At 60.2% G+C, this 26,256-nt stretch carries 25 protein-coding genes; 13 read left to right on the forward strand and 12 right to left on the reverse strand.

Translation table 11 applies throughout. The annotated features are described in order from the left end of the window. Window positions 1-21 precede the first annotated feature (21 nt). Complete coding sequence (locus EI291_RS10630) at window positions 22-918, reverse strand: DUF5996 family protein (protein WP_125419793.1); 897 nt, start codon at window positions 916-918, stop codon at window positions 22-24. A gap of 164 nt (window positions 919-1,082) precedes the next feature. On the opposite strand from EI291_RS10630, the gene EI291_RS10635 reads away from it, so the two are divergent. Beyond that, window positions 1,083-1,958: an alpha/beta hydrolase gene (locus tag EI291_RS10635; protein ID WP_125419794.1), complete on the forward strand. Its 876-nt coding sequence runs from the start codon at window positions 1,083-1,085 to the stop codon at window positions 1,956-1,958. A gap of 221 nt (window positions 1,959-2,179) precedes the next feature. Here the strand turns inward: EI291_RS10635 and EI291_RS10640 are convergent, their stop codons facing one another. The 7 genes from EI291_RS10640 to EI291_RS10670 form a co-directional block, all read right to left on the reverse strand. Continuing rightward, window positions 2,180-5,341 carry an efflux RND transporter permease subunit gene (locus EI291_RS10640; protein ID WP_125419795.1) on the reverse strand — a complete coding sequence of 1,054 codons (3,162 nt, stop codon included), beginning with the start codon at window positions 5,339-5,341 and terminating at the stop codon, window positions 2,180-2,182. Between the two features lie 108 nt (window positions 5,342-5,449). Then, window positions 5,450-6,604 (reverse strand): efflux RND transporter periplasmic adaptor subunit, encoded by a 1,155-nt coding sequence (locus tag EI291_RS10645; RefSeq protein ID WP_240635487.1) that lies wholly within the window; start codon window positions 6,602-6,604, stop codon window positions 5,450-5,452. 2 nt (window positions 6,605-6,606) lie between these two features. Continuing rightward, a complete protein-coding gene (locus tag EI291_RS10650) occupies window positions 6,607-7,893 on the reverse strand; it encodes a TolC family protein (RefSeq protein WP_125419796.1) in 1,287 nt (428 codons plus the stop codon). 241 nt (window positions 7,894-8,134) lie between these two features. Beyond that, window positions 8,135-9,214, reverse strand: a complete 1,080-nt coding sequence (locus EI291_RS10655; protein WP_125419797.1) for an efflux RND transporter periplasmic adaptor subunit — start codon at window positions 9,212-9,214, stop codon at window positions 8,135-8,137. 385 nt (window positions 9,215-9,599) lie between these two features. Beyond that, window positions 9,600-10,949 (reverse strand): ATP-binding protein, encoded by a 1,350-nt coding sequence (locus tag EI291_RS10660; RefSeq protein WP_125419798.1) that lies wholly within the window; start codon window positions 10,947-10,949, stop codon window positions 9,600-9,602. A 196-nt stretch (window positions 10,950-11,145) separates the two neighbouring features. Beyond that, window positions 11,146-11,823, reverse strand: coding sequence for a response regulator (locus EI291_RS10665; protein WP_125419799.1), 678 nt, complete (start codon window positions 11,821-11,823; stop codon window positions 11,146-11,148). 185 nt (window positions 11,824-12,008) lie between these two features. Beyond that, window positions 12,009-12,350, reverse strand: a complete 342-nt coding sequence (locus tag EI291_RS10670; protein ID WP_125419800.1) for a tetratricopeptide repeat protein — start codon at window positions 12,348-12,350, stop codon at window positions 12,009-12,011. Between the two features lie 74 nt (window positions 12,351-12,424). On the opposite strand from EI291_RS10670, the gene EI291_RS10675 reads away from it, so the two are divergent. The 4 genes from EI291_RS10675 (at window position 12,425) to EI291_RS10690 (ending at window position 15,656) form a co-directional block, all read left to right on the forward strand. After that, a complete protein-coding gene (locus EI291_RS10675) occupies window positions 12,425-13,165 on the forward strand; it encodes an electron transfer flavoprotein subunit beta/FixA family protein (protein WP_125419801.1) in 741 nt (246 codons plus the stop codon). 137 nt (window positions 13,166-13,302) lie between these two features. Beyond that, on the forward strand, window positions 13,303-14,280 hold the full coding sequence (locus EI291_RS10680; RefSeq protein ID WP_125419802.1) for an electron transfer flavoprotein subunit alpha/FixB family protein: 978 nt from the start codon (window positions 13,303-13,305) through the stop codon (window positions 14,278-14,280). Window positions 14,281-14,382: 102 nt separating this feature from the next. Next, window positions 14,383-15,009: a bifunctional nuclease family protein gene (locus tag EI291_RS10685; RefSeq protein WP_125419803.1), complete on the forward strand. Its 627-nt coding sequence runs from the start codon at window positions 14,383-14,385 to the stop codon at window positions 15,007-15,009. Between the two features lie 104 nt (window positions 15,010-15,113). Beyond that, window positions 15,114-15,656: a YfiT family bacillithiol transferase gene (locus tag EI291_RS10690; protein ID WP_125419804.1), complete on the forward strand. Its 543-nt coding sequence runs from the start codon at window positions 15,114-15,116 to the stop codon at window positions 15,654-15,656. Between the two features lie 101 nt (window positions 15,657-15,757). Here EI291_RS10690 and EI291_RS10695 read toward each other — a convergent pair whose 3' ends face one another. Together EI291_RS10695 and EI291_RS10700 are read right to left on the reverse strand one after the other, a co-directional pair. Further along, the gene (locus EI291_RS10695) at window positions 15,758-16,567 is read right to left on the reverse strand and encodes an ABC transporter ATP-binding protein (protein WP_125419805.1); all 810 of its coding nucleotides are present in this window, start codon (window positions 16,565-16,567) and stop codon (window positions 15,758-15,760) included. 82 nt (window positions 16,568-16,649) lie between these two features. Beyond that, window positions 16,650-17,381, reverse strand: a complete 732-nt coding sequence (locus EI291_RS10700; RefSeq protein ID WP_125419806.1) for an MlaE family ABC transporter permease — start codon at window positions 17,379-17,381, stop codon at window positions 16,650-16,652. Window positions 17,382-17,495: 114 nt separating this feature from the next. Here EI291_RS10700 and EI291_RS10705 point away from each other — a divergent pair, with 114 nt between their 5' ends. Continuing rightward, window positions 17,496-18,206, forward strand: coding sequence for an SDR family oxidoreductase (locus tag EI291_RS10705; RefSeq protein WP_125419807.1), 711 nt, complete (start codon window positions 17,496-17,498; stop codon window positions 18,204-18,206). Between the two features lie 103 nt (window positions 18,207-18,309). Here the strand turns inward: EI291_RS10705 and EI291_RS10710 are convergent, their stop codons facing one another. Then, the gene (locus tag EI291_RS10710; protein ID WP_170172597.1) at window positions 18,310-19,038 is read right to left on the reverse strand and encodes a GIN domain-containing protein; all 729 of its coding nucleotides are present in this window, start codon (window positions 19,036-19,038) and stop codon (window positions 18,310-18,312) included. A 61-nt stretch (window positions 19,039-19,099) separates the two neighbouring features. On the opposite strand from EI291_RS10710, the gene EI291_RS10715 reads away from it, so the two are divergent. The 7 genes from EI291_RS10715 to gldC all read left to right on the forward strand — a co-directional run bounded on the left by EI291_RS10715 (window position 19,100) and on the right by gldC (window position 25,535). Further along, window positions 19,100-19,792, forward strand: a complete 693-nt coding sequence (locus EI291_RS10715; protein ID WP_125419809.1) for an SDR family oxidoreductase — start codon at window positions 19,100-19,102, stop codon at window positions 19,790-19,792. 133 nt (window positions 19,793-19,925) lie between these two features. Continuing rightward, on the forward strand, window positions 19,926-20,834 hold the full coding sequence (gene gldA / locus EI291_RS10720) for a gliding motility-associated ABC transporter ATP-binding subunit GldA (RefSeq protein WP_125419810.1): 909 nt from the start codon (window positions 19,926-19,928) through the stop codon (window positions 20,832-20,834). 119 nt (window positions 20,835-20,953) lie between these two features. Beyond that, window positions 20,954-21,679, forward strand: a complete 726-nt coding sequence (gldF, locus tag EI291_RS10725) for a gliding motility-associated ABC transporter permease subunit GldF (RefSeq protein ID WP_125419811.1) — start codon at window positions 20,954-20,956, stop codon at window positions 21,677-21,679. Between the two features lie 104 nt (window positions 21,680-21,783). Continuing rightward, window positions 21,784-23,505 carry a gliding motility-associated ABC transporter substrate-binding protein GldG gene (gldG, locus tag EI291_RS10730; protein ID WP_125419812.1) on the forward strand — a complete coding sequence of 574 codons (1,722 nt, stop codon included), beginning with the start codon at window positions 21,784-21,786 and terminating at the stop codon, window positions 23,503-23,505. A 97-nt stretch (window positions 23,506-23,602) separates the two neighbouring features. Then, a complete protein-coding gene (locus EI291_RS10735) occupies window positions 23,603-23,875 on the forward strand; it encodes a hypothetical protein (protein WP_125419813.1) in 273 nt (90 codons plus the stop codon). Window positions 23,876-23,972: 97 nt separating this feature from the next. Next, on the forward strand, window positions 23,973-25,097 hold the full coding sequence (dnaN, locus tag EI291_RS10740; protein ID WP_044002528.1) for a DNA polymerase III subunit beta: 1,125 nt from the start codon (window positions 23,973-23,975) through the stop codon (window positions 25,095-25,097). A 99-nt stretch (window positions 25,098-25,196) separates the two neighbouring features. Further along, on the forward strand, window positions 25,197-25,535 hold the full coding sequence (gene gldC, locus EI291_RS10745) for a gliding motility protein GldC (protein WP_125419814.1): 339 nt from the start codon (window positions 25,197-25,199) through the stop codon (window positions 25,533-25,535). A gap of 130 nt (window positions 25,536-25,665) precedes the next feature. Here gldC and EI291_RS10750 read toward each other — a convergent pair whose 3' ends face one another. Then, on the reverse strand, window positions 25,666-26,187 hold the full coding sequence (locus EI291_RS10750) for a hypothetical protein (protein WP_125419815.1): 522 nt from the start codon (window positions 26,185-26,187) through the stop codon (window positions 25,666-25,668). Between the last annotated feature and the right edge of the window lie 69 nt (window positions 26,188-26,256).

Below are 26,256 nucleotides of genomic sequence, written 5' to 3' on the forward strand. Positions count from 1 at the left end.
GCCCGATTTCCGGTCGGTGCGTTACCGTTCCAGCGCCGCCCGGTCCCAGCCGGCCAGGGTGGCGCCGGCGGCGTAGGTGCTGTCGAGGAATTCGCGCAAGGCGGCCGCGGGGTCGGGGGCGGTGCGCACGGCTTCGTAGGGCAGCAGGAATTCGCTTAGCTCCGCACTGTAGAAGGCGGCGGCCGGCTGCACCGGAGCCTCGGCAAAGCCGGCCGGAGCGGGGGCGGTGTAGGCGTAGAAGGCGGCCTCCTGCCCATTGCCGCCGGGCCAGAAACCGTGGCTGATGACCTCGTGGGAGTAGGCCTCACGGGTGATGCCGTCGGCCCCGGGGCGGGCCGGAGCCAGGCGGCCGGAAAAGCGCGTCACGGCCAGATCAAACGAGCCCCAGAAGAAATGCACCGGACTGCACTTGCCGATGAATCCGGCCCGGAACTGCTCCAGCACCGGTGTAATAAGGGTGAGGGCCCGCCAGAAGCGCTGCGCCGCTTCGGGGTCGTAGCTGGCGTGCTGCTCGTCTTCGGCAAATGGAATCGGGTTTTCGATTTCTACCGGCACCGGCCAGATGTTTACTTGGATGCCCAGCTCGGCCAGCATCCGCTGCACTTCCTGGTAGAAGGCGGCAACGGAGCGGGGCTGCAAGGTCAAGCGCTGCTCGGCCCCGTCGCTGCACCGGATGATAAGCTGGTGGTCGAGGAAATCGAAATCCATCTGGAAGCTGCGGCCCTGGTAGGGCATGGCCGAAGTGGTGAGGCCCCGCGCCGAAACGTAGAGCGGCACGTTCCAGAAATGGTTGACGAGCGGGGTGGTAGCCAGCCGGATTTTGCCCACCACCTGCGTGTACAGGTGCAGGGTGGCGAGGGTGTCGGCCCAGGCGGCCAGAAGCAGGGCGGGCCAGGAGGTGGCGGAGGCGGTAGGCATAGCAGACGGGGTAACAGGTGAAACGTGCTGATAAAGACGCAACTTAGGCCCGGCGCGTTGGGAAAAGGCCCTTAGTATTTCGGGGCCGTTTGCTTCGGGCCGGCCAGCATCCGCAACGGGCCGCCACGAATCCGCGTCTGTACCCCCGTATCCATTCCTCTCCCATGAAAAACGTCTTACGCCTGCTGCTGCTCCTGCTGTTGCTGGGCCCCGCCGCCCGCGCCGCCACCGTCGATACCGTGGCCATTGCCAGCGCCGCTATGCAGCGCACCTACAAGGCCGCGGTGGCGGTGCCGGCTTCCTACGCCAAAAATAAAAAGGCCCGCTACCCGGTGCTGTACCTGCTGCACGGGGCCTACGGCCACTTCGCCGACTGGAGCAGCAAAACGCCCGATAAAAACCTCATCCACCGCCTCGCCGACCAGTACAACCTCATCATCGTGATGCCCGAGGGCGAGACGTTCAGCTTCTACCTCGATTCGCCGGTGAGCCCCGGCAGCCAGTTCGAAACATACATTACCAAGGACGTCATCGGGGCCATCGACCAGCGGTACCGCACCGTGGCGCGCAAGGAAGGCCGGGTTATTTCGGGCCTCTCGATGGGCGGGCACGGGGCGCTGTACCTCTCGGGGCGGCACCCGGAGCTGTTTGCCGCGGCCGGCAGCATGAGCGGGGCCCTGGACATGAGCATCACCAACCGCAAGTTGAATCCGCAGGAAGCCCAGCAGCGCCAGAGCCTGTTCAACCCCATCCTCGGCCCCGAAACGCCCGCGCCCAGCCCGTACAGCACCAACTCGGTGGTGAACATGGTGGATAAGCTATACACCAACGGCCTGCCTCTCATCATCGACTGCGGCGTGGACGATTTCCTCATCGACATCAACCGCGAAGTGCACCGCCGCCTCGTGTACAACCACACCCCCCACGACTACACCGAGCGGCCCGGTGCCCATACCTGGGAGTACTGGCAAAACGCGCTGCCCTACCACGTGCAGTTCTTTCAGCAGGTGCTGGAAAAGGGTGGGGTAGCGGTGAAGTAAACAGACGCAATAGTTCGAGTCTTGCCGCGTGCTGATTTGGTAGGCGCAAGAGCAGTTGCTGAACGGTGTAGAGACGCAATATTTTGCGTCTCGTCGTTGAACGACTTGGGAACTGACGGATTAAACAACATCAGCAACGACGAGACTCCAACTATTGCGTCTCTACATCGTTCGGTAGAATCAAAAGGTCCGGTCACTGACCGGGCCTTTTGTTTGTGTGCCTAATGCGCCAGTACGGCTTGTTGCCGCTCGGGGTGCAGCTGTGGGTCGTCGCCGTAGTGGGTGTGCTCGGCGCGGTAGGCGCGTTCGAAAATCAGGGGGAAGATGAACAGGGTGAGGATGGTGCCGGTGATGAGGCCGCCGATAACCACAATGGCGAGGGGCTTGCTGGTTTCGGAGCCGATGCCGGTGCTCATGGCGGCGGGCATGAGGCCGATGGTCGCCATCAGGGCCGTCATGACGACAGGGCGGACGCGGCTGGTGACGCCCTCGTGGATGCTGCGGTCCAGGCTGAGTTTGCGCACCATGTTCTGCTTGAACACCGATATCAGAATCACGCCGTTCTGGATACAGATACCGAACAGGGCAATGAACCCGATACCGGCCGAGATGCTGAAGTTGGTGTGCGTGATGAGCAGGGCCGCAATGCCGCCGATGATGGCAAACGGCACGTTCAGGAGCACCAGCCCGGCATCTTTCAGGTTGCCAAACAGGATGAACAGGATGAAGAAAATGAGGGCTAACGATACCGGCACTACCTGCGTGAGGCGCTGGGTGGCGCGGCGCTGGTTCTCGAAGTCGCCGGTCCACTTCATGCTGTAGCCTTTGGGCAGGCTCACCACGGCATTTACCTTTTTCTGGGCTTCCTCGATGGTGCTGCCCATGTCGCGGCCCCGGATGCTGAACTTCACGGCGGCGAAGCGCTGGTTATCGTCGCGGTAGATGAGGCTGGGGCCGTTGACATCGCCGATGGTGGCAATTTCGGAGAGGGGAATGGTAGTACCGTTCTGAGTGGGCACCATGAGGGCGGCAATTTCCTCGGGCGTCTGGCGGAACTGCTCCTGGTAGCGCACCCGGATGGGGAATTTCCGCTCGCCCTCGTACATCTGCGAGGCCTGCTTGCCGCCCACGGCCATTTCCAGCACCGCGTTGGCGTCGGCTTTGCTTACGCCGTACTGGGCCATGCGCTGCTCATCCAAATCCACGTGCAGCTCGGGCTGACCGATGTTGCGGAGCACGCCCAGGTCATCGATACCTTTTACCTTTTTGAGGATGCCGTACACCTGGCGGGCTTTTTCCTCCATCAGCTTCAGGTCGGTGCCGTAGATTTTCACCGCAATGGAGCCTTTTACGCCCGAGGCGGCTTCCTCCACGTTGTCGGTGATGGGCTGAGAGAAGTTGAAATCCACGCCGGGGAAGCGGTTGAGCTTTTCCTTCATGTGCTCAATCAGGGCTTCGCGCTTGTCCTTGTGCTTCATTTCGGCCTCCACTGCGGGGGTGTGCTTCAGCTGCACCAGAAACTCATTGTTGTAGAAGCCGGTGGGGTCGGTGCCGTCGTTGGGGCGGCCGGTCTGGCTCACCACGTCGCCCACCTCCGGGAAGCTCAGGAACACCCGGCGCATCTCGTTGCAGAGCTTGTTCGATTCATCGAGGCTGATGCTCAGGGGCAGCTGGGCCCGCACGTAGATGGAGCCTTCGTTCAGCTCGGGTAGGAACTCGGAGCCCAGGAAGTGGAACGCGCCCATGCCCAGCACCACGGCCACCGTGGCTACCAGCAGACTGGCGGTTTTGCGGGCGTAGGTGAAGCGGAAGAACCGCTCGGCCCCGCGGTTGATGCCCCGCACGAAGAAGTTATCCTTCTCCACCACGTTCTTTTTGAGCAGCAGCGAGGTGAGCACCGGCACCAGCGTGAGCGTGAAAATCAGAGCCCCCAGCAGGGCAAAACCCAGCGTCCAGGCCAGGGGCGAGAACACCTTGCCTTCTACCTTCTCGAAGGAGAAAATGGGCAGCAACGCGGTGATGATGATGGCCTTGGAGAAGAAAATGGCCTTGCCCATGTCGCGGCCGGTTTTCTTGATGAGGCCCAGCTTGGCCAGCTTGTTGAAGCGCTCCATGCCCATCTTGTGGGCCCGGTGGTCGAGGGCCACAAAGAGGCCTTCCACCATCACCACGGCCCCGTCGATGATAATACCGAAGTCAATAGCACCCATGCTGAGCAGGTTGGCCGACATGCCCTTCAGCCGCAGGCAGATGAAGGCAAACAACAAGGCCAGCGGAATAATCACCGATACGATGATGGTGGTGCGCCAGTCGGCCATGAACACGAACACGATAACCGTGACCAGAATAATGCCTTCCAGCAGGTTGTGGATTACCGTTTCAGTCGAGAAGTCGATGAGCTGCTGCCGGTCGTAGAAGGTCTGAATCTTCACGTCGGAGGGCAGAATCTTCTCGTTCAGCAGCTGCACTTTATCCTTGAGGCGGGCAATAACTTCGGAGGGGTTTTCGCCCTTGCGCATCACCACAATACCCTCCAACACGTCGTCGTTCAGGCCCCGGCCCACCTTACCCAGCCGCGGCAGCGCCGATTCGTGCACGATGGCCACGTCCTTCACCAGGATGGGGGCCCCGTTCACGTTTTTGATGACGGTGTTGTTGATGTCGTTGATATTGTTGAGCAGGCCAATACCGCGCACCACGTAGTTCTGCTGGCCCTCGTTTATCACGTCGCCGCCCACGTTGATGTTGCTGCGCTGGATGGCGTTGTAGAGGTCCAAAGGGGTGAGGCCCAGGTCCTGGAGCTTGCCGGGGTTCACGCTGATTTCGTAGTCCTTCACCTCACCGCCGAAGCTGTTCACGTCGGCCACGCCGGGCACGGCTTTCAGGTTGCGCTCCACCACCCAGTCCTGCAGGGTTTTCAGCTCGCGGGTGGTTTTGTCCTTGCTTTTGAGGGTGTAGCGGAAAATCTCGCCGGTGGGGCCGTAGGGCGGCTGCACGTCGGGGTCGGCGCCTTCGGGCAGGTCGGCCTGGCTGAGCAGGTTGTTCACCTGCACCCGGGCAAAGGCATCGTCCACGCCATCATCGAAAATCACCTTCACCACCGACAGCCCAAATAGGGTGGTTGAGCGGATGCTGGTTTTCTTCTGCACCGGGTTCAGCGCAATTTCGATGGGAGCCGTCACGAACTTCTCAATCTCCTCGGCCGAGCGGCCGGGCCACTGCGTGATGATGGTAATTTCGGTGTTGGTAACGTCGGGGAAGGCCTCGATGGGCGTATTCCGGTAGCTCATCACCCCGGCCACAATGACTACGAAGGTCATCAGGAACACGAAGCCCCGGTTTTTGAGCGAAAAGGCAATAATGCCCTGGATGAATTTATTCATGGTTGGATGAGCTTCAAGCTGTCAGCTACAAGCTGCAAGCCTGGTTAGCAAGGATGTGTAAAGCGGGCAAATAGGCTTGCAGCTTGTAGCTGACAGCTTGAAGCTCACTTAGTCGTTCAGCTCGTCGTACACCAGCAGCTGGTTTTGGGCGATGATGTGCTCCCCGTCTTTTAGGCCCGACTGCACGTAGCTCACGTCGCCCACGGTTTTGGCGATTTTCACCTCGCGGGTTTCCACATGGTGCCGGTCCCGGAACACCATCACAAAGTTGCGGTCCTTGTCGAAGACCACACACTTGGCGGGCACGGCCAGCATCTGCTGATTTTCGGTGTTGAGGACCTTGATCTGGGCGTACATCTCGGGCTTGAGCTGGTAGCCGGGGTTGTTGAGCTTCACGCGAACCTTCATCACCTTGCTTTCCGGGTCGAGCACGTTGAACACCTTATCGATGCGGCCCTGGAATTGCTTGTCGGGGTAGGAGAGGGTGGTCACGTCGGCCTGGTAACCCTCGCGCACTTTGCTAATGTCCGACTCAAATACGTTGGCCATAATCCACACGTCGTCGAGGTTGCTCACCGTGAACAGGTTGCCCACGTTGTCGGCGTTGAACTGCATGTGGTCGGTCACGTTCTTCTCCGTGATGAAGCCCGAAATGGGGGCCCGCAGCGTGTAGGTGCCGTCGGCTGATACGCCGTACACGCCCAGCTGTTTGTTGGTTTTGCCCACATTGCTCTGGGCCTTGCGCAGCTCCTGGCGGGCCAGCGTCACGTCGCGCTCCGAGGCCAGGCCCGATTTGTACTGGTCTTCCAGCACCGAGAGGTTTTTGCGGGCAATGTCCAGGTCGGTGCCGGCGGTGCTGTTCTGGTTCTGCAGGTCGGCAATTTCGCCGCTCTTGATGACGGCCAGCACCTGGCCTTTCGTCACATGGTCGCCTAGCTCCACGCTCAGCTGCTCCACCACGCCGCCCACCAGCGGGTACACCTTCACGGTTTTGTCGCCATCGGTGGCAATCTGGCCCGAGAGGTTCAGCTCGTCGCGCACGGGCTCCCGGCGCACCGTGTCAATCTTCAGCTCCCGCAGCATCTGGTCCGACATGGAGAAGCCGGCTTCGGCCTTCTGCGGGGCGTCGGTTTCTTCGGATTTCGAACAGCCCGCCAATGCCAGGGCGAGCGGGAGGGCCAGGGAAGTGGCCAAAGTGGCAAAGCGGATCATCTGGAAAGGGCGTTTGAGGGGAGAAAGAGAAGGTTGGGAAGTCGGCAGCATGATTATTCGGCGTTGAACACCGGGCGGCCCACGGCGTAGTTGAGTTGTTCGAAGGCGCGCACCCGATTGGCGCGCAGGTTGTTGAGCTGCACTAGGTTGTTCTTGTAGCTCTCGTAGAAATCCAGGAACTCCACGACGGTGAGGTTGCGCTTGGCATAGCTCTCGTCAATGCCCTTCATCAGGCGGTCGAAGTCGGAGGTTTCCCGGTCGGTGCCCTGGTAGAGCTGGTCGTTTTGGCGGGCCAGGCGCCAGGCTTCCTGCACGTCGTTCTGCACCTGGAGCTGCTGCTGACCCAGCTGGGCTTTGCTCACCTCAATCTGGTTCTGGGCGGTGCGGATGTTGCCCTGGTTGCGGTTGAACAGGGGCACGGCCACGCCCAGCGTGAGGGCGTTGTAGTTCTGGATGTAGTTGCCGGCCCGGTCGTACACGTAGCCCACGGCCAGGTCGGGGGTGGCCAAAGCGCGCTGCAGGCGCAGGTTCTGGGTTTGCTGCTGCACGGCGGCCTGGCGGGCCTTCAGGTCGGCGCGGTTCACCTGGGCCGAGTCGATGAGCTGCGCCTCGGTGCGGTTGGTCAGGCTCAGGGCTTTCAGGCGGTTCTGGTCGGCTTGGGGCAGGTAGTATGCCCCGGTGGTGTCGCGCATCAGGGTGCGCAGGTCCGCCTGCTCCGAGGCAATGTCGTTGAGCAGGGCCTGCCGCTCGTTGCGGAGCTGAAACAGGAAGGCTTTCAGCCGAATCACCTCTTTCAGGGCAATGTTGCCCTTGTCGTACTGGCCCTGGTACAGGCTCACGGTGCGCTGAAAGCTGGCTACTTCCTTGTCGTATACACCCACGCTCTGCTGCTTGAAATACAGGTCGTAGAAGGTGCTGCGGAGCTGGTAGCGCAGGGTGCGCAGCAAATCCTGGAAGGTGAACTGCTCCACCAATGCATTCTGCTGGGCCACGCTGGCGGCCGCTTTGCGGCGGCCGGCTATGGCAAACAGCTGCTGCACCTGCACAATGGAGTTGCCGGTTTTGGTCACATCCAGCACCTTGTGGGTGAACTGGTTGTAGGCGTTCTGCTCGATGGAAACCGTGGGGTTGTCCCAGAGCCGGGCTTGCAGAATCTGGGCCTCGGCCGCCGATACGTTGTAGCGCTGGGCCAGCAGATCAAGGTTGTTCTGCACGAACCGCTGTTCGGCATCGGAGAGGGAGAGCCGCACCGTGTCGCCGGCGAGGGGAGCAGCCGCGGCGGGGCGGGTAAGAATGCTGAGCAGCAGGGCCGCCATCAGCACGAAAACAGAGCGTTGCATAACCGGATTCGGTGGTTGGTTATGCAAGAGTACGCCCCCCGTATTAGGGCTGAATTAGAGGTAGATTAGAAACGGATTAGAGCTGAAAAATTTTCTCAGAAAGGCCGTTTTCGGCTGATAAACGTAGGTTTTGGTAGCCGGGGCAACGGAAAAAACTGGCCGCTGCGTCAACTCCCGCTCCGAGGTCCACATGGCCCGGGCCACCCACTGCCGCGCCGCCCCGGTCGTTGGTCCGTCGGGCCTAATCATTGAGCTCCTTGTAGATAAGCAGCGGGTTGCCGGTGACCACCTGCTCGCCCGGCGTCAGGCCGCTGCGCACGAAGCTCACGCCACCCACCGTGGGGCCGGTTTCCACCGCCCGGGTTTCCACCTTCCCCGATTCCTGCAGCACCAGCGCGTAGCGGCGGCCGTTGGCAAATACCAGGCTGCCGGCTGGCACGGTGGGCAGCTGCTCGGGCAGGGTGCGAGTGAGCTGCACCTGGGTGTACATACCAGGCTTCAGCAAGTGGCCGGGGTTGGGGAGCCGCACCCGCACCTGCAGGCTCTTGCTGGTAGCGTGCAGTAGGTTGAATACCTTATCAACCTGCCCGGTAAATACTTTGTCAGGGTAGGCCAGCGTCCGGATTTCGGCGGGCACGCCCACCCGCACGCCGGCAATGTCGGCCTGGAACACGTCGGCCAGCACCCACACTTCGTCCAGGTTGGCCAGGGTGAACAGGGCATCCACCTGCCCCGGCTCAAACTGCATGCCGGCGCTGACGTGCTTGGCGGTGATGGTGCCCGCCAGCGGGGCCCGTACTACGTACCGCTCCTGCGAGGCTCCTAGCACCGCCTGCTGCTGCTGCACCCGGCTCACCTCGGCCTGAGCCGTGCGCCGTGCCGCCCGGGCCTGGGCCAGCTCCCGCTCCGAGGCCATGCCATCGGCGTGCATCGACTCCGTAGCCGCCAGCTCCCGGCGGGCGGTAGCCAGGTTGACGGCGGCCACCTGGGCCTCTTGAGCCAGCCCCGCCACCCGCGTGCTGCGTACCACGGCCAGCACCTGGCCCTTGCTCACTTCGTCGCCCAGCGTCACGGGCACCGACTCCACCACGCCGCCGGCCACCGGGTACACGGGGGCCGTGCGGTCGGCATTGGTAACTACCTGCCCGCTGAGCTTCAGCCGGGCCTGCACCGGGGCCAGACGCACGGTATCGGTGGTGAGGTTGGTGAGTTGGGGCGCGGTGGCGGGCGTTATGGCTTCGGCGGCTTCTTCTGAGCAGCTGGCCAGGCCTAGGCCGGAGGGTAACAGCAACAGGCTGGCGAAGTGGAATAATCGGGTCATGGGGTAAGCAACACGAGTGAGGTGCAAGCTTACGCCGCCGTTATTAGGACCCGGTTAGAGCCGCATTAGAAACGGATTAGAGCGTGAAGATTTGATGAAATTTCTTCCGAATTCTGAGGGTAGAAGCTGAAAGTAGGGAAGGATAGAACGTCATGCAGAGGCGCAGCCGAAGCATCTCGCGTGCTGATGTTGTTGGTTTGTAGGATGGGCAGAATGGTGTAGAGACGCAACACTTTGCGTCTCGTCGTTGAACGGTTGGGACTGTACGCCGCCGCGTAGCTTCAACAACATCGGCAACTGATGAGACGCACAATCCAAACAACATCAGCAACGACGAGACGCAAAGTGTTGCGTCTCTACATCGTGCAACCAATCAACCTCCTCGCTATAAAACCACCTCCACCACCGTACCCTGGCCCGGTCGAGAGCTGATGTGTACCTCGCCGCCGTGCAGCTGAATAATCTTGCGGGCCAGCGGCAGCCCCACGCCGTGCCCCACCACATGACGGGCGTTATCGGCCCGGAAAAACGGCTGAAACACCTGCGGCAGGGCTTTTTCGCTGATGCCGATGCCGTAGTCCTGCACCCGGATGTAGCGCCGGCCGGCCCGGTATTCCAGCCGCACTTCCACCGGCTGGTCGGCGGGGGAGTACTTCAGGGCGTTGTCGAACAGGTTGGTGAGGGCTCGGCTCAGCAGCTGGCGGTTGCCCAGAATTTCCAGGGCTTCGGCATCCTCCGGCAGCTGGCCAAACGTGAGCTGTACCCGGCGCCGCTGCTCCGGCAGCACCGCTTCCCGAGCTTCGGCCAGCAGCTCATCCAGCCGGATTTCGTCGCGGGCCCCGGTGTTGGTTTGGGTGAGGTCGAGCAGGTTATTGATGAGCAGTTTCAGCTGTTGCAGCTCGTACAGCACCGAGGCCACGCCTTCCCGGTAGGCGGCCGGCTCCCGCTCCCGGTTCAGCAGCACCTGCAGCTCGCCAATGGTGGCCGTGAGGGGCGTGCGCAGCTCGTGCGAGGCGTTGCTGACGAAGGTACGCTGGGTCTCGAAGCCTTCCTCCAGGCGCTCCAGCATGCGGTTGAAGGTGCGGGCTAGGCGGGTTATTTCGTCCTGCTCGTGGCTGATGCCCTCACTCACGCGCAGGTGCAGGTCCTGGGTGGTAATGCGGTCCACCTGGTCGTTGACGGCGGCAATGGGGGCCAGGGCCTTGCCCGAAAACACCCGCCCGGCCACGTAAATCACCACCAGACTCACCACAAAAATACTGGCCAGAATCACCACTAGGTGTTCCAGCCGGGCCGTGCCGGAGTGGTTCTGAGCGGCGGCCACAATGATGAACTGGCCCTGGTTGTCGCTGTAGAAAATGCCTACCGCTTGGCGCGGGCCCAGGTCAAAGTACACTTCCTTTTCGGTCAGAATCCGGGACAGAATGCGCTCCGAAATCTGAATCCGCTCGTCTTCCTCAATAAAGCGGGGCTCCAGCTTGCTATTGTAAATCTGCAGCACTTCGCCGGTGAGCGTGCGCAAATAGCGGCGCTGAAACTCCCGGAACGCTTCGGCCCGCAGCTCGTCCTGTTCCAGAAACACGTAGCCCGTCACCTCAGCCCGGTCACGCAGGCGCTGGTGAAACTCCTCGTGGGTGTAATCGGCCTGCAGCAGGTAAATGGTGGTCATTACCGCCAGCAGAATCACGGCCACCAATCCCAGAAACAGCCACGTGAGTCGGTTACGGATGGTCATGAAGCAGGTAGTGAATTAGACAGATGGTGGGGCAGGAAGGAAAGCAAAGGACATAAAAGAATGTCATTCTGAGCGAAGTCGAAGAATCTCTACCGCAACAGTAATCTTGGTCATAAGGCAACGAAGCGGTAAAGATTCTTCGACTTCGCCTCCGGCTTCGCTCAGAATGACGTTCTTTTTCTCACTTCTTACCGCCTCACTCCTGAGCGCGCAGCACGTAGCCCATGCCTACTACCGTGTGGATGAGCTTGCGAGGGAAGGGCTTGTCGACTTTGTTGCGCAGGTAGTTTACGTACACGTCCACCACGTTGGAGCCGGCGTCGAAGGAGTCTTCCCACACGTCGGCGGCCAGTTCGGCGCGACTGAGCACGCGGCCGGGGTGGCGTAGCAGTAGCTCCAGCAGCCCAAATTCGCGGGCCGTGAGCTTGAGCGGCTGCCCGGCCCGCGTCACGGTTTTGGCCCCCGAGTCCAGCGTCAGGTCCTCGAATTGCAGCACGGCGCTTTTAGCCTGCTGGCCGCGGCGGCGGGTGAGGGCCCGCACCCGGGCCACCAGCTCCGGAAAATCGAAGGGCTTCACTAGGTAGTCATCGGCTCCGCCGCCGAAGCCGTGCAGCTTGTCCTGAGTAGTGCCCAGGGCCGTGAGCATGAGCACCGGCGTCTGCTGGTCCTGCGCCCGGATGGCTTCCAGCACTTCCAGCCCGCTGAAGTAGGGCAGAATCACGTCCAGAATAATCAGCTCGTAGGAGTGGGAGAGGGCCAGCTGCCGCCCAAAGCGCCCATCGTAGGCCACTTCTACCTCAAATCCTTCCTCCTCCAGCCCCCGCTTTATAAACGCCGATACCTTGGGCTCATCTTCAACCAGCAGAATTTTCATGGGGAAATGGTTGAATGGGTGGATTGTTGAATAGATGAACTGTCATCCTGAGCGCAGCGAAGGACCTTATAACAGCAGAACGGCTGGTGGCGGAACGGAAGGTATGCTGAACTAGGCAAACGTGGTAAGATTCTGCGCTGCGCCCAGGATGACATATTTTTCAATTCACCCATTCAACAATCCATTTAATCCTCGTCCTCGTAATCCAGACCCAGCAGCTGGTTCAGGGCTTGCTGGATTTCGCTGGCGGCGTGCAGCTGGCCGGCCTTGCGGGCCACGGTGAGGCCTTTGCGGTAAACTTTTTCCGCTTCTTCCGGCTTTTCCAGCTGTTGCAGCATCTTGCCGGCGTGGTAGTACGTACCCACGTAGTCCGGATGCTCGTCGAGTAGTTTCTGGTAGTACGTCATGGCCCGTTCCGGCTCCGTAACGCGGTATTCGGTGGCCAGCGCGTAGATGGTAAACGCGTCGGTAGGATCATCCTGGTAAAAGGCCAGGAGTTGTTGTAGGCGGCTCGGCGCGGTTTCCATGGGGCGGTAGTTTTGAGTATCTTCGCCCCAAATTTGGCACTTTCTCCTAGTATCTTCCATATAAGCAGCCGTAGATGAAGTTTCTCGTTTGCATCAGCAACGTACCCGACACGACCACCAAAATTACGTTTACTCCTGATAACAAGGAGTTTAACAAAGCTGGCGTGCAGTTCGTGATTAATCCGTGGGATGAGTATGCACTCACTCGCGCCATTGAGCTCAAAGAAGCCCAGGGCGGTGGCACCGTTACCGTCCTCAACGTAGGTGAGGCCGACACCGAGCCCAACATCCGCAAGGCCCTGGCCATCGGCGCCGACGACGCCATCCGCGTAAACGCCCACCCGAAGGATGCCTTCTTCGTGGCCCAGCAAATCGCCAGCATCGCCAAAGACGGCGGCTACGACGTGATTCTGATGGGTAAGGAAAGCATCGACTACAACGGCTTCCAGGTGCACGGCATGGTGGGCGAGCTGCTCGGCGTCCCCACGGTGGCCCCGGCCATGAAGCTGGATATGAGCGGCAACACCGCCACGCTGGAGCGCGAAATCGAAGGCGGTAAAGAAATCGTAGAGGTGAACACGCCTTTCGTGGCTTCCTGCCAGCAGCCGATGTGCGAGCCCCGCATCCCGAACATGCGCGGCATCATGACAGCCCGCACCAAGCCCCTGAAAGTGGTGGAGCCCACCGCCGACGCGGCCCGCACCGAGGTAGCCGCCTTCGCGCTGCCCCCCCAGAAGCAGGGCGTGAAGCTCATCCCCGCCGAAAACGCCGGCGAGCTGATCAAACTGCTCCGCAACGAAGCCAAGGTCATCTAAAGAATCAATTAAAAATTAAAAATTGAGAATTAAAAAATTGGCTGAATCAGCTATTGACTGCTGATTGCGAAGTGGTTGCCAATTGCCCAATTCAATTTTTAATTTTTAATTCTCAATTTTTAATTGAAGAAAGAAAAATGTCTGTACTAGTAGTTGTTGAATGTGACGGCGGCGAGGTAAAGAAATCCTCGCTGGAAGTAGCTTCCTACGGCAGCCAGGTAGCCCAGATGCTGGGTACCACGGCTACGGCCGTAGCCGTAGGTGAAGCCACCGAAGCCAACCTGGCCAAACTGGGCGAGCAGGGCATCACAAAGGTGCTGCACGACGCCGAGCCCCGCCTTAAGGATTTCGTGAACGGTGCCTACACCAAGCTGATTGCCGCCGCTGCCCAGAAGGAAGACGCCAAAGTAATTGTACTGGCCAACTCCAACATCGGTGCTTCGGTAGGTTCGCGTCTGTCGATCCGGCTGCAGGCCAGCATTGCCACCAACGTGGTAGAGCTGCCCAAAACCGACGGCGGCTCGTTCACGGTGAAGCGCGGTGCCTTCTCGGGCAAAGCCTTTGCTGATGTGAAGCTGGACGGCGACCGGAAAATCATTGCCGTTAAAAAGAACTCCATCGAGGCTCTGCACGAGGCTGGTAAAACCGCTCAGGTAGAAGCCTTCTCGGCCCAGCTGACGGACGCCGACTTCGCCGATGCTCCCAAGCAGGTGGTGATGCAGGACCAGGCCGGTGGCATTCTGCTGCCCGAGGCTGATAAAGTGGTATCGGGTGGCCGCGGCATGAAAGGCCCGGAAAACTGGGGCCTCATCGAGGATCTGGCGAAGGCCTTGGGCGCAGCTACGGCCTGCTCCAAGCCCGTATCGGACGTGGATTGGCGCCCTCACCACGAGCACGTGGGTCAGACCGGCATCACCGTGTCGCCGAACCTGTACATTGCCTGCGGTATTTCGGGTGCTATCCAGCACCTGGCCGGCGTGAACTCGAGCAAAGTAATCGTGGTCATCAACAAAGACCCCGAGGCTCCGTTCTTCAAAGCTGCCGATTACGGCATCGTGGGCGACGTGTTTGATGTGCTGCCCAAGCTCACGCAAGCGGTAAAAGAGCTGAACTAATGTGATTGAAATGTGCGAAATGCGGGAATTGTGCTGCGGCCGTTCCGGTATTTCGCACATTTTCACATTCTTCGCATTAGCAAATTCACCAAGACCCTACTTGTGAAAAAAATACCGCTCGAAATCCTGGGCCTCTCGTCCAGCCAGTCGCAGTCGGGTTCCTTTGCCCTCATCCTGGGGGAGAAGACCGGCAACCGACGCCTGCCGATCATCATCGGCATGTTTGAGGCGCAGAGCATTGCCATTCAGATAGAGAAAATTAACCCGAACCGGCCCCTCACGCACGACCTGTTCAAGTCGTTTGCCGAACAGGTACACGTGGCCGTCCTGGAAGTGCTGATTTCCGACCTGAAGGAAGGCGTGTTCTACTCGAAGATTGTGTGCTCCGACGGGGCCACCACCTTCGAGCTGGACTCGCGCCCTTCCGACGCTATTGCCATTGGACTGCGCTTCGGTGTGCCCATCTTCACGGTAGAAAGCGTATTGAGCGAAGCCGGTATCATTCTGTCGGACCTCGACGAAAACGCTGAAGACTCGGATGAGGATGATGACGACGACGAGGACGATGACGCCGGCGACCGGCCCGTTCCTTCGCCGACCGAGCCCAAGGAACCCAGCGGCCAGGTGTCGCTGGACGAGCTGACCAAAATGCTGGCCCAGGCCTTGGAGCGTGAGGATTACGAGAAAGCCGCCAAAATCCGCGACGAACTCAACAAGCGCAACGGCTAACCGGACCCCGCTTGTCAAAAGCCCCGAACATCCGCCCGGTTGTTCGGGGCTTTTGGTTTGCCGCGCAGGTCTGTCTTTTCACCAGCCTCTACTTTCTCTCCCGCATGGAAACTCCCGATTTACGCTACCCCATCGGCCACCCGGTGTTGCCGGATGAAACCCTCGACCGGGGTGCCCGCACGGCCTACATGGCTCAGATTGCTACTCTGCCCGATCAGGTGCGCGCCGCCGTGGCTGGCCTCACGCCCGAGCAGCTGGATACTCCGTACCGCCCCGGCGGCTGGACGATGCGCCAGCTCATCCACCACCTGCCCGATTCGCATCTGAACGCCTACACCCGCTTCCGGCTGGCCCTCACGGAGGATAACCCCACCATCAAACCCTACGACGAAGCCGCCTGGGCCGAGCTGCCGGACACGGCCAGCACACCCCCAGCCGTGTCGCTGGCGCTGCTGGAGGCCCTGCACATCCGTTGGATAAAGCTGCTGCGCGGTCTGGATGATGCCCAGTGGCAGCGCACCTTCCTGCACCCCGAAACCAAGCGCACCTTCACCCTCGACCAAGCTCTGGTGCTCTACGCCTGGCACGGCCGGCACCACCTGGCGCACATGGCCCACCTAGTGCAGCGGGAAGGCTGGCGGAGGTAGACTGTTTGAACTGAGACAGTGAGAGGTGAGAAGCAAGATGATGTTCAAAATAGCTATACGTTTGAACATCATCTTGCTTCTCACCTCTCACTGTCTCAGTTCTAAATATTAATGGCTTCGTCGGTGGTGGCGGCGGCTAAGCCGCCCTGGGTTTCGTCGTCCACTTTTTTGGCGGCGCGCACCAGACTGCTGCTGAAGATGAACTCCTTGAGCTCGGGAACTTGGGCATTCAGGATCTCATCCTTGTTGCCGTCCCACAGCTTGAGGCCTTTGTATAGGAAGATGATGTGGTCCCCGATTTCCACCACGGAGTTCATATCGTGGGTTACTACTACGGTGGTGATGCCGTACTCGTGGGTGATTTCGTGGATGAGCTCGTCGATTTTGATGCTAGTGAGCGGGTCGAGGCCGGAGTTGGGCTCGTCGCAGAACAGGTAGGTGCAGTTGGGAGCAATGGCCCGGGCAATGCCCACGCGTTTCTTCATACCCCCCGAAATTTCTGAGGGCATCTTAACGCCCGCATTTTCCAGACCTACCCGCTTGAGGCAGAACTCCACCCGGTCGCGGCGCTCCTCGCGGGTCATTTCCGGCGTGAGCATCTTCAGGGGAAACTCCACATTCTCGTACACCGTCATGGAGTCGAACAGCGCCGAGCCCTGGAACAGCATCCCGATTTTACGGCGGATTTCCTGGCGGATCTGCACCTTGTTGTTGGTGAAAATGGTGCCATCGAAGGTAATGCTGCCCAGGTCAGGCTTCATCAGGCCTACAATGCACTGCAGGAGCACCGACTTGCCGGTACCCGAGCCGCCAAGCAGCAGGTTGCACTTGCCGGTTTCGAAGGTGCAGGTAATGCCCTTGAGCACCTGGTTGCCGTCGAAGGATTTCTGGACGTTATGAACTTCAATCATGAGAGTAGGAACTAGGAGCTAGAAGCCAGGAGCCAGAAGATGAAAAATCAGCTCCCTGACTCCTCGCTCCTAACAACTTCTTTTACAGCAGCAACGCCGCCAGCAGGAAGTCGGCTACCAGAATGGCGATAATGGAGTTGTTAACGGCCGTGGTGCTGGCATTGCCCACTTCCAAAGCGCCGCCTTGGGTGAAAAAGCCTTTGAACGAGGAAATAGCCGACACCAGAAAGGCAAATACCACCGATTTGATGAGGGCGAAGACGATGTTGTAAGGGATAAAATCGGTGCGGATGCCCTCAATGTACTCCTGCGCCGACAGCGCTCCGGTAAGCGAGCCAGCCAGATAGCCACCAATGATTGACAGGGCCATGGCCAGAATCACGAGCAGCGGGAACATGAGCATGGCCGCCAGAATACGCGGCAGCACCAGGTAGGAGGCCGAGTTGATACCCATTACCTCCAGCGCCGATACCTGCTCGGTGATGCGCATGGTGCCCAGGCCACCGGCAATGCTGGAACCCACTTTGCCCGCCAGCACAATGCTGGTGATGGTGGGGGCCAGCTCCAAGATGGTCATCTCGCGCACCATGTAGCCGATGGTGCTTTTGGGGATGAGCGGGTTGGTGAGGTTATAGGCAATCTGCACGCAGGTTACCGCCCCAATGAACGCCGATACAATGGCTACAATAAAAATGGAATTGATACCAATGACGATGCACTCATCCAGGGTGCGTTGCCACAGCACCGCCAGGCGTTCTTTCCGCGTGAGCATGCTCTGAATAAAGAGCAGGAATTCACCGAAGGCTTTAACCATACAATCGAAAAACAAAAGGAAAAGCGAAACTTGCGGCCGAAAACGTCAGTCGGAAATCTGCCCGGTGAAGGTAGCCGCTGTGCTTACGTAAAAACCGCTTCAGCAATCAAAGGAATGCAAAAAAATATCGTTGTCACGGGAGGAACCAAAGGAATTGGGCGGGCGCTGGTATTTCGGTTCCTGCGGGCCGGTTACCCGGTGGTTACCTGTGCCCGCTCGGCTGCCGACCTGCAGGAGCTGCAAGCCGCTGCCGCCGAGCTGGTTTCCCAGTCGGTACTGCACACGCACGTGGCCGACCTCGGCCAGCGTTCAGAAACGGTGCGCTTCACCGAGTTTGTGCAGGCGCGGGGGCCGGTGCAGGTGCTCATCAACAATACGGGTTCCTTTATTCCCGGAAGGTTGCAGGATGAGCCCCAGGATGGCTCGCAGCTGCGCCGGATGCTGGACGTGAACCTGCTCAGCGCCTACGACGTGACCCAGGCCCTGCTGCCGGGGCTGCTGGCCCAGCGCAGTGGCTACATCTTCAACATCTGCTCCACGGCCAGCATTACGGCCTATCCCAACGGCGGGTCTTACGGCATTGCCAAGCACGCGCTGCTGGGCTTCACCCGCAACCTGCGCGAGGAGCTGAAAGATGCCGGTATCCGGGTTACGGCTGTGCTGCCGGGGGCCACCCTCACGGCCAGCTGGGAAGGCGTGGACCTGCCCGCCGAGCGGTTCATCCGGGCCGAAGACGTGGCCGACGCCATTTTCGGGGCCTTTTCTCTGTCGCCGCAGGCCGTGGTGGAGGAGCTGCTCATCCGGCCGCAGCTGGGGGATTTGTAAGCGTTGTTTTCGCGCAGTGGTGCGCGGGTGAAAGGCGCAGGGTTTCGCAGTGTTTGACTCGCAGTGTTTGAACGGCCACTGCGAGACCCTGCGGGAAAACAGCCTACTCCGCTATCAGTTTCCCCTTACCCGTAGTCTTCATGTCCAGCCGCGGCTGCAGGCTGTAGAATACGGTGCCGGTGCCCGCGTGCGTACCGGCCAGCAGCCCCGCCGGGCGCGAGTGGATATTGCCGTTGCTGTCGAAGTTGGTTTGCAGGTACAGGCTCTGAATCGGGAAGTCGGTGGCGTACAGGCTGCCGTTGCCGCCCAGGGTGTGGTGCAGTTCCTGGGCTGAGCCCGATAGGTAGATGTCGCCCAGCTCGTACTGGCTCATGCCCACGTAGTGGCTGCGCAGGTTGAGGTGATAGTCGCCGGAGCCGATGAGGTGAAAGAAAATAGTGTCCTGGCTGAACGCGCCCTCGGTGCGGATATCGGCTTGGCCGCGCAGGAAGGTGCTGGTGATACGGGGCGTGTGCAGCGTTACCTCGCGCGGGGTATCGTAGCGGCGCACCCAGTTGCAGCGGCTGGTGTTGCGGATGATCAACTCGTCGCCTTTCACTTCCAGGCGGATATCGTCCTGCAGGTTTTTGCCGGCCCGCACTTCGGCGTAGGTGTCGGTATCCTGCACCACTGTCACCTGTACGTTGTCGTAGGTAGTCAGCACGCGGAAGGGCCGGAGGCTACGGCGCTCCGTTATGATGTTGCCCGTGCTCGTAAAGCAGCCCGCTTCGTTCTCCTTGCTGCAGCCCGGCAGCAGACCGGCCACCAGGCCCGATACGGCCAGGGCGCGCAAAACCCGACCCAGCCCGCTAACTTGCATCTTTAAATCTGACCACACCATAAAACCCGGACCTATGGACCTCAGCGGCAAGGTAGCCATTATCACAGGCGTCAGCAAAGGAATCGGGCGGGCCACCGTGGAGCTGCTGCTGGCCCGCGGCATGCAGGTGGCCGGCTGGGGCCGCACTGCCCCCGCCGACTTCAAGCACCCGCGCTTTCTGTTCATTGAGTGTGATATCCGCCAGGAAGCGGAGGTGCAGAAAGCCTATAAGGCCACCGAGAAAGCCCTGGGTAAGGAAATTCACGTGCTGGTGAACAACGCCGGCCTCGGCAACTTCGGCCCCATCGACGGCTTTTCGTCGGAGCAGTGGCACGAAATGTTCGATACCAACGTGCACGGCCTGTTCTACTGCACCCGCGCCGTACTGCCCGCCATGAAAAAGCAGCAGTTGGGCCACATCATCAACGTGGCGTCGTTGGCCGGTACGGCGGGCACCGCCAACCTGGCCGGCTACTGCGCCACCAAGTACGCCGTGCGCGGCTTCTCCGATGCCTTGTTCAAGGAAGTGCGCCCCCAGGGCGTGCGCGTGACCTGCCTGATGCCCGGCTCGGTGGAAACCAACTTCAACGGCAACGAGCCCGGCCAGCAGCCCGACCCGCACAAAATGCAGCCCGAAGACGTAGCCGCCACCATCGTGCACGCGCTGGAAGCCCCGCAGACCGTTATGCTCTCGGAAATTCAAATGCGCCCCACGCAGGTGAAGTAAGGACAAACCACCTGTCATCCTGAGCGGAGCGAAGGACCTTCTCACGTCAGAACAACATTATCCGATAGTGATTCTGACGTGAGAAGGTCCTTCGCTCCGCTCAGGATGACAAAATTTGCGTGTAACTCATCACATGGTAGAAATAACGAACCTCACCAAAACCTTTGGCCCGCAGACGGCCGTGGACAACGTTAGCTTCTCGGTCGGGAAAGGCGAAATCCTGGGGTTTCTGGGGCCGAACGGGGCCGGTAAGTCCACCACCATGAAAATTGCCACCGGTTACCTGCCGCCCTCGGCCGGTACGGTAGTGGTGGATGGCTTCGACGTGCAAACGGCTCCGCTGGAAGTGCGCCGCCGGGTGGGCTACCTGCCCGAGCACAACCCGCTGTACCTGGACATGTACGTGCACGAATACCTCGAATTCATTGGCTCGGTGCACGGGCTGGGCGGCAGCGCGCTGCGCCAGCGGGTGCGCCAGTTGGTGGATAGGGTAGGGCTAGGGCGCGAGCAGAACAAGCAGATCGGGGCCCTCTCGAAAGGTTACCGCCAGCGCGTAGGGCTGGCCCAGGCTCTCATCCACGACCCCGGCGTGCTCATCCTCGACGAGCCCACCACCGGCCTCGACCCCAACCAGATCGGCGAAATCCGCAGCTTGATCCGGGAGCTGGGCCAGGATAAAACGGTCATCTTCAGCACCCACATTCTGCCCGAGGTGGAAGCCCTGTGCAGCCGCGCCGTCATCATCAACCGGGGCCGCCTCGTGGCCGACTCGCCTGTATCGGAGCTGGGAGCCCGCGCCGCCGGCGAAACCATCATCCGCGCCGAGTTCGAGCAGGCCATCGACGTGGCCCCGCTGCGGGCGTTGCCGGGCGTGCTGGCCGTGGAGGCCGAAACCGGCCACACCTACCGCATCCGGGCCCGCGCCGGCACCGACCAACGCGGAGCCATTTCGCGCCTGGCCGCCGCCCAGGGCTGGGTGTTGCTGGGGCTGCGCCAGGAAGAACAGAGTCTGGAACAGGTGTTCCAGGAGCTGACGAAGTAGCGGTACGTGGCGCACGCTTTAGCTTGCGCCGTGCCTGGTTGCTGTATTACTTCTTTTCAAACTACCGTTAGCCCAATCTAAGCGGCCGACGGCGCAAGCTAAAGCTTACGCTACTTTTCATGCTCGCAATACTTCGCAAAGAATTCAACAGCTTCCTGAACTCGCCCGTGGCCTACGTGGTGCTGGGGGTGTTTCTGGTGGCTACCGGCCTGTTCGTGTGGGTGTTTCCCGACAGCTCAGTGCTCGACTACGGGTTTGCCGATTTGCAGACGCTATTCAACATTGCCCCCTGGATTTTCCTGTTCCTGATTCCGGCCCTTACCATGCGCACGTTTGCCGAGGAGAAGAAGGCCGGCACCATGGAGCTGCTGCTCACCCGCCCGCTCACCGATGGCCAGATCATCGGGGGCAAGTACCTGGCCTGCCTGCTGCTGGCGCTGCTGGCGCTGGTGCCCACGTTGCTCTATTACTACTCGGTGTACCAACTGGGCAACCCCGCGGGCAACATCGACTCGGCCGCGACGGTGGGCTCCTACCTGGGGCTGGCGCTGCTGGCGGCCGTGTTTGCGGCCATCGGGGTGCTGGCCTCGGCCCTCACGCGGGACCAGATTGTGGCCTTTCTGGCGGCCGTGGTGGGGTGCTTTCTGGTATACTCGGGCTTCGATTCGCTGGCCTCGGTGTTTGATGGTGGCCTGGCCTACTACATCGGGCAGCTGGGCATTGCCGCCCACTACCGTGACCTGGCCAAGGGCCTCATCGACTCCCGCGACCTGCTATACTTCCTGAGCCTGATTGCCGGCTGCCTGCTGGCCACGCGCCTAGTGCTGCAAAGCCGCAACTGGTAAGGGTTTTTTGAGCTGTTGGCTGATGGCTATTAGCTTTTGAAAAAGAATTAGCGGCTGGCTTATGAATCCAGAAGTCAAGCCCAAAAATCAACTGACCTTCGCAAGTGAATCCAGAACAACAGCCATCAGCTAAAAGCCATCAGCTAACAGCTAAAAAACGCGACCTGACGCGCTTCGGGGCGGTGCTGCTGGTGCTGCTGCTGCTCAACTTCCTCGGGGGGCTGTACTTCTTCCGCCTCGACCTTACGGAGGAAAAACGCTACACCATGTCGGCCGCCACCCAGACGTTGCTTTCGGGCCTTAAGCAGCCCGTCACCGTCACGGTGTACCTGGATGGCGACTTCCCGCCAGCCTTCCGGCGGCTGCAGCAGTCGGTGCGCGAAACGCTGAACGAAATGCAGGTGCACAGCGGCTCCAACCTGCACTACGTGTTCGTGGATCCCTCGGCGGCCGGCACCGAAAAGGCCCGCAACGAGTACTACCAGACGCTGTTCAAGAAAGGCCTGAGCCCCACCAATCTGGGGGCCAACGAGAACGGCAAGCGCGTGGAGAAAATCATTTTCCCCTGGGCCGTGGTATCGGCCGGCGGCAAGGAGCAGAACGTGCTGCTACTGCGTGGCAACCAGGCCGCCCCCTCCGATGTGCGCCTCAACCAGAGCATCGAAGGGCTGGAATATGAGCTGGCCTCGGCCATCCGCAAGCTCAACCCCGGCCAGCGCAAGCGCATTGGGGTGGTGGAAGGCCACGGCGAGTTGAGCAACGTGGAAGCCGGCGACCTGATCGGCTCCCTGAGCCAGTACTACGACGTGTTCCGGGTAAACCTGGCCCAGTCAAGGCCCGAGGCGTTGCAGACGCTCAGTGCTATCATCGTGGCCAAGCCGGCCGGGGCGTACACCGAGCCCGAGAAGTTCAAGCTCGACCAGTTCATCACCCGGGGCGGCAACGCGTTGTTCTTTGTGGATGCCATGCGCGTGAACCTCGACAGCGCCAGCCGGGGCGGCATGCTGGCTTTCCCCCAGTCGCACAACCTGGATGACTTGCTATTCAAGTACGGCGTGCGCGTGAACCCCGATCTGCTGCTCGACCTCAACTCCGGCGTAATTCCGCTGGTAACGGGCATGACCGGCAACAAGCCCAAGGTGGAGCCCATGCCCTGGCAGTTCTACCCGCTCATCAACAAGTTCAGCCCGCACCCCATCACCCGCAACCTCGATGCGGTGTACACCAAATTCGTGAGCAGCATGGACACGGTGAAGGCCACCGGCATCCGCAAAACGCCGCTGCTGTTCACCTCGCGCTACACCCGGGTGTTGCCCTCGCCGGTGCCCGTGAACCTGAACGACGCCCGCCTGGAGCCCAACCCCAAGCTATACACCTCCCAGTTCAAGCCCGTAGGCTACCTGCTGGAGGGCCAGTTCGGCTCCCTCTACGCCAACCGCGCCGAGCCGGGCACCACCAACTTCCAACCCGCCACGCCCGCCGGAGCCAAGCCCGCCAAAATTCTGGTGGTGTCGGATGGCGACTTCGTGCGCAACGAGGTGGACCCCAAAACCGGCCGGCCCTTCCGCCTGGGCTTCGACCGTCTCGCCAGCACCGAGTTTGCCAACCGTGAGCTGCTGCTCAACGCCGTGGACTACATGCTCGACGAATCGGGCCTGATTGCCGTGCGCGGCAAGCAAATCACCCTACGCCCCCTCGATAAGCTGCGGGCAGTGGAGGAGCGCCGCCGCTGGCAGCTGCTGAACCTGGGCGCGCCGCTGGTGCTGCTGGCCCTGTTCGGGGCCGTGCGCGCCTGGCGGCGGAAGCGCCGGTACGCGCGGTTTTAGATGAAAGCTAAGCCATAGCTAAACAACCGGGCGTAGCAGATGTATCATAGTTTGCAGAAATCTATATCTATAATCAATCTGAACCTAACGGCTGGTGATGGAAGATTTTCTTGGGGATTTATTAGTTGGTCCCATTGTCAATGCGGTACTCAGTCCCTTCTTTAGGGCGGTATTGTTTCTACTTGGCTTCGTTTATCTCTATCTACGCTACCAGCGGCCTCAGCGGGTACAGGAGCAGTTGGTTAAGGACTATGGTGCCAGTTACGTTACGGCTGGTGGCGTTGCGTTGCGGGGGCTGCTGCAAGCGCTAATTATCGGGTTAATACTTTTCCTGTGGCTTGGTGCAGCTTACAGTATGATATTCTCATAACGCTTTGGTAGCAACGAGAAGCAGCCCCGCTAGAAAACCCCACGGCCGTTGCGTATCTTTGCCCTCTACCCAACCAAGCCCGAAACGACTCTTCCGTATGAAATTTATCGTCTCGTCTTCCGCCCTGCTCAAGCAGCTCCAGAGCATCAACGGCGTGGTTACGAACAACCCCGTGGTGCCCATTCTGGAGAACTTCCTCTTCGAAATTGAGGACGGCAAGCTGACGATTACCGCCTCCGACCTGGAGACCAGCATGATGACGGAGCTGCCCGTGGAGGCCCGCGAAAGTGGCCGTATTGCCGCGCCCGCCCGCATCCTGCTCGATACCCTGAAAAACCTGCCCGACCAGCCCGTGACCTTCACCCTGGACGAGGAAACCTACACTATCGAAATTGCCAGCAGCAACGGCCGCTACAAGCTGGCCGGCGAAAACGCCACCGATTTCCCCCGCGTGCCGGTGGTAAAAGGCTCGGCTCCTGTTGAAATTCCTTCTACCTCACTGGCTCGGGCCATCAACAAAACCATCTTCGCGGTGAGCACCGACGAGCTGCGCCCCGCCATGACGGGCATTCTGGTGCAGCTGGCCGATAACCAGGTAACCTTCGTGGCCACCGACGGCCACCGCCTGCTGCGCTACCGCCGCTCCGATGTGGGCGCGGGTCAGACCTCGAACATCATCATCCCGCGCAAGGCCTTCAACCTGCTGAAGGGCGCACTGCCCTCCGAGGCTACCACCGTGCGCATGGAGTTCAACAGCTCCAACGCCTTCTTCTCCTTCAACCAGATGCGCCTGGTGTGCCGCCTGATTGATGAGCGCTACCCCGATTACGAAAACGTAATTCCGGTGAGCAACCCCAACAAGCTCATCATCAGCCGCCAGGAAATCCTGAATTCGGTGAAGCGCATCAGCATCTACTCCAACAAAACCACTCACCAGGTGCGCCTGCGCCTGGCTGGTTCGGAGCTGACGGTTTCGGCCGAAGACCTCGACTTCTCGAACGAAGCCAACGAGAAGCTGGCCTGCCAGTACGACGGAGAGGACATGGAAATCGGCTTCAACGCCAAGTTCCTGCAGGAAATGCTCAGCAACATCGACTCCGAGGAAATCACCCTGGAGCTGAGCACGCCCAACCGCGCCGGCCTGCTCATGCCCACCCTCGCCGACGACAACGAAAGCATCCTGATGCTGGTAATGCCGGTGATGCTCAACAACTACGTATAAACTTGAGTGTGGCGAATGTGAAAAATGTGCTGAATGTGGCTCGAAACCATGTTCAGCACATTTTTCACATTCAGCACATTCCCCACATTTTTCACATTTATGAAGAAGTCTGAAATCCGCTTCAGCATTGCCCTCGACGACCAGAAAGTGCCCGAGGCCATCAGCTGGACGGCCACCGATGCCGGCCCCGATATTCACTTTGCCAAAGCCATCAACATTGCCCTCTGGGACCGGGATGAGCGCGGCACAATGAAAATCGACCTCTGGACCAAGGAAATGCCCGTGGACGAAATGAAGCGTTTCTACGTGGACACCATGGGTGCCATGGCCGAGAGCATCGTAACGGCCACCAATGACTCGGTAATGGCCACCAAAATGCGTAACCTCTGCCGCGAGCTGATGGACCACATTGAAGAAGAAGAGCGCAAGCAGCGTTAATTAAGCTCACCGCCTGTCATCCTGAGCGTAGCGAAGAATCCCGGTTTGTTGCCGGAACTCGCTGACAGGATAACGCAAAAGGCCCCGCCAATTCACTTGGCGGGGCCTTTTGTATGCTACGGCATTGCTGTTACTGCCGGGTGCGGGTGGCGGGAGCGGCCGTAGTGCGGGCCGGGCCAATGGTGGCACCATTGCTGCTGGCCGGCAGCGGATTCTGCACCGAATTTACGAAGATGGCATTGGCCGCTTTCGAGCCATAGTCCATGCTGAACGTGTTGTAGGTGCGGCGCGAATCATAGTAGCTGCTGTACTGGTCGGTGCTGAGTACCGACTGCAGCTCCTTGTCACGCTCCTTACACACGGCGTCGCACTGCTCCTTAATGAGCTTGGTGTTGCCGGCATTCTTCTGGTTGATGGCTACGATTTTGGCCTGCTTATCTTCATTGATAGCCTGCAGGCGGGTTTTCTGGTAGCCATTCAAGCGCAGGTCGCGGGCCATTTGCTCGGAGAGCTGGCTGGCGTGCTGCTGTACCGGATTGAGGCGGGGGGAGGGCTGGGTTTTATCCTGCGGGGCCAGCGCGGGCTTCTGCTGGGCGTGGGCCCCAAGCGAAGCAACGAGCAAAGCAGCCGCAGCGGCAAGTTTCTTGGTCATGATATCAGGCAGTTCGGTTCAGGAAAGGACCGGCAGCTTTTCAACGCATCAGAAAACCGCTGGCTGTTA

Source organism: Hymenobacter rigui (assembly GCF_003944715.1).
Classification (GTDB): Bacteria; Bacteroidota; Bacteroidia; order Cytophagales; family Hymenobacteraceae; genus Hymenobacter; species Hymenobacter rigui.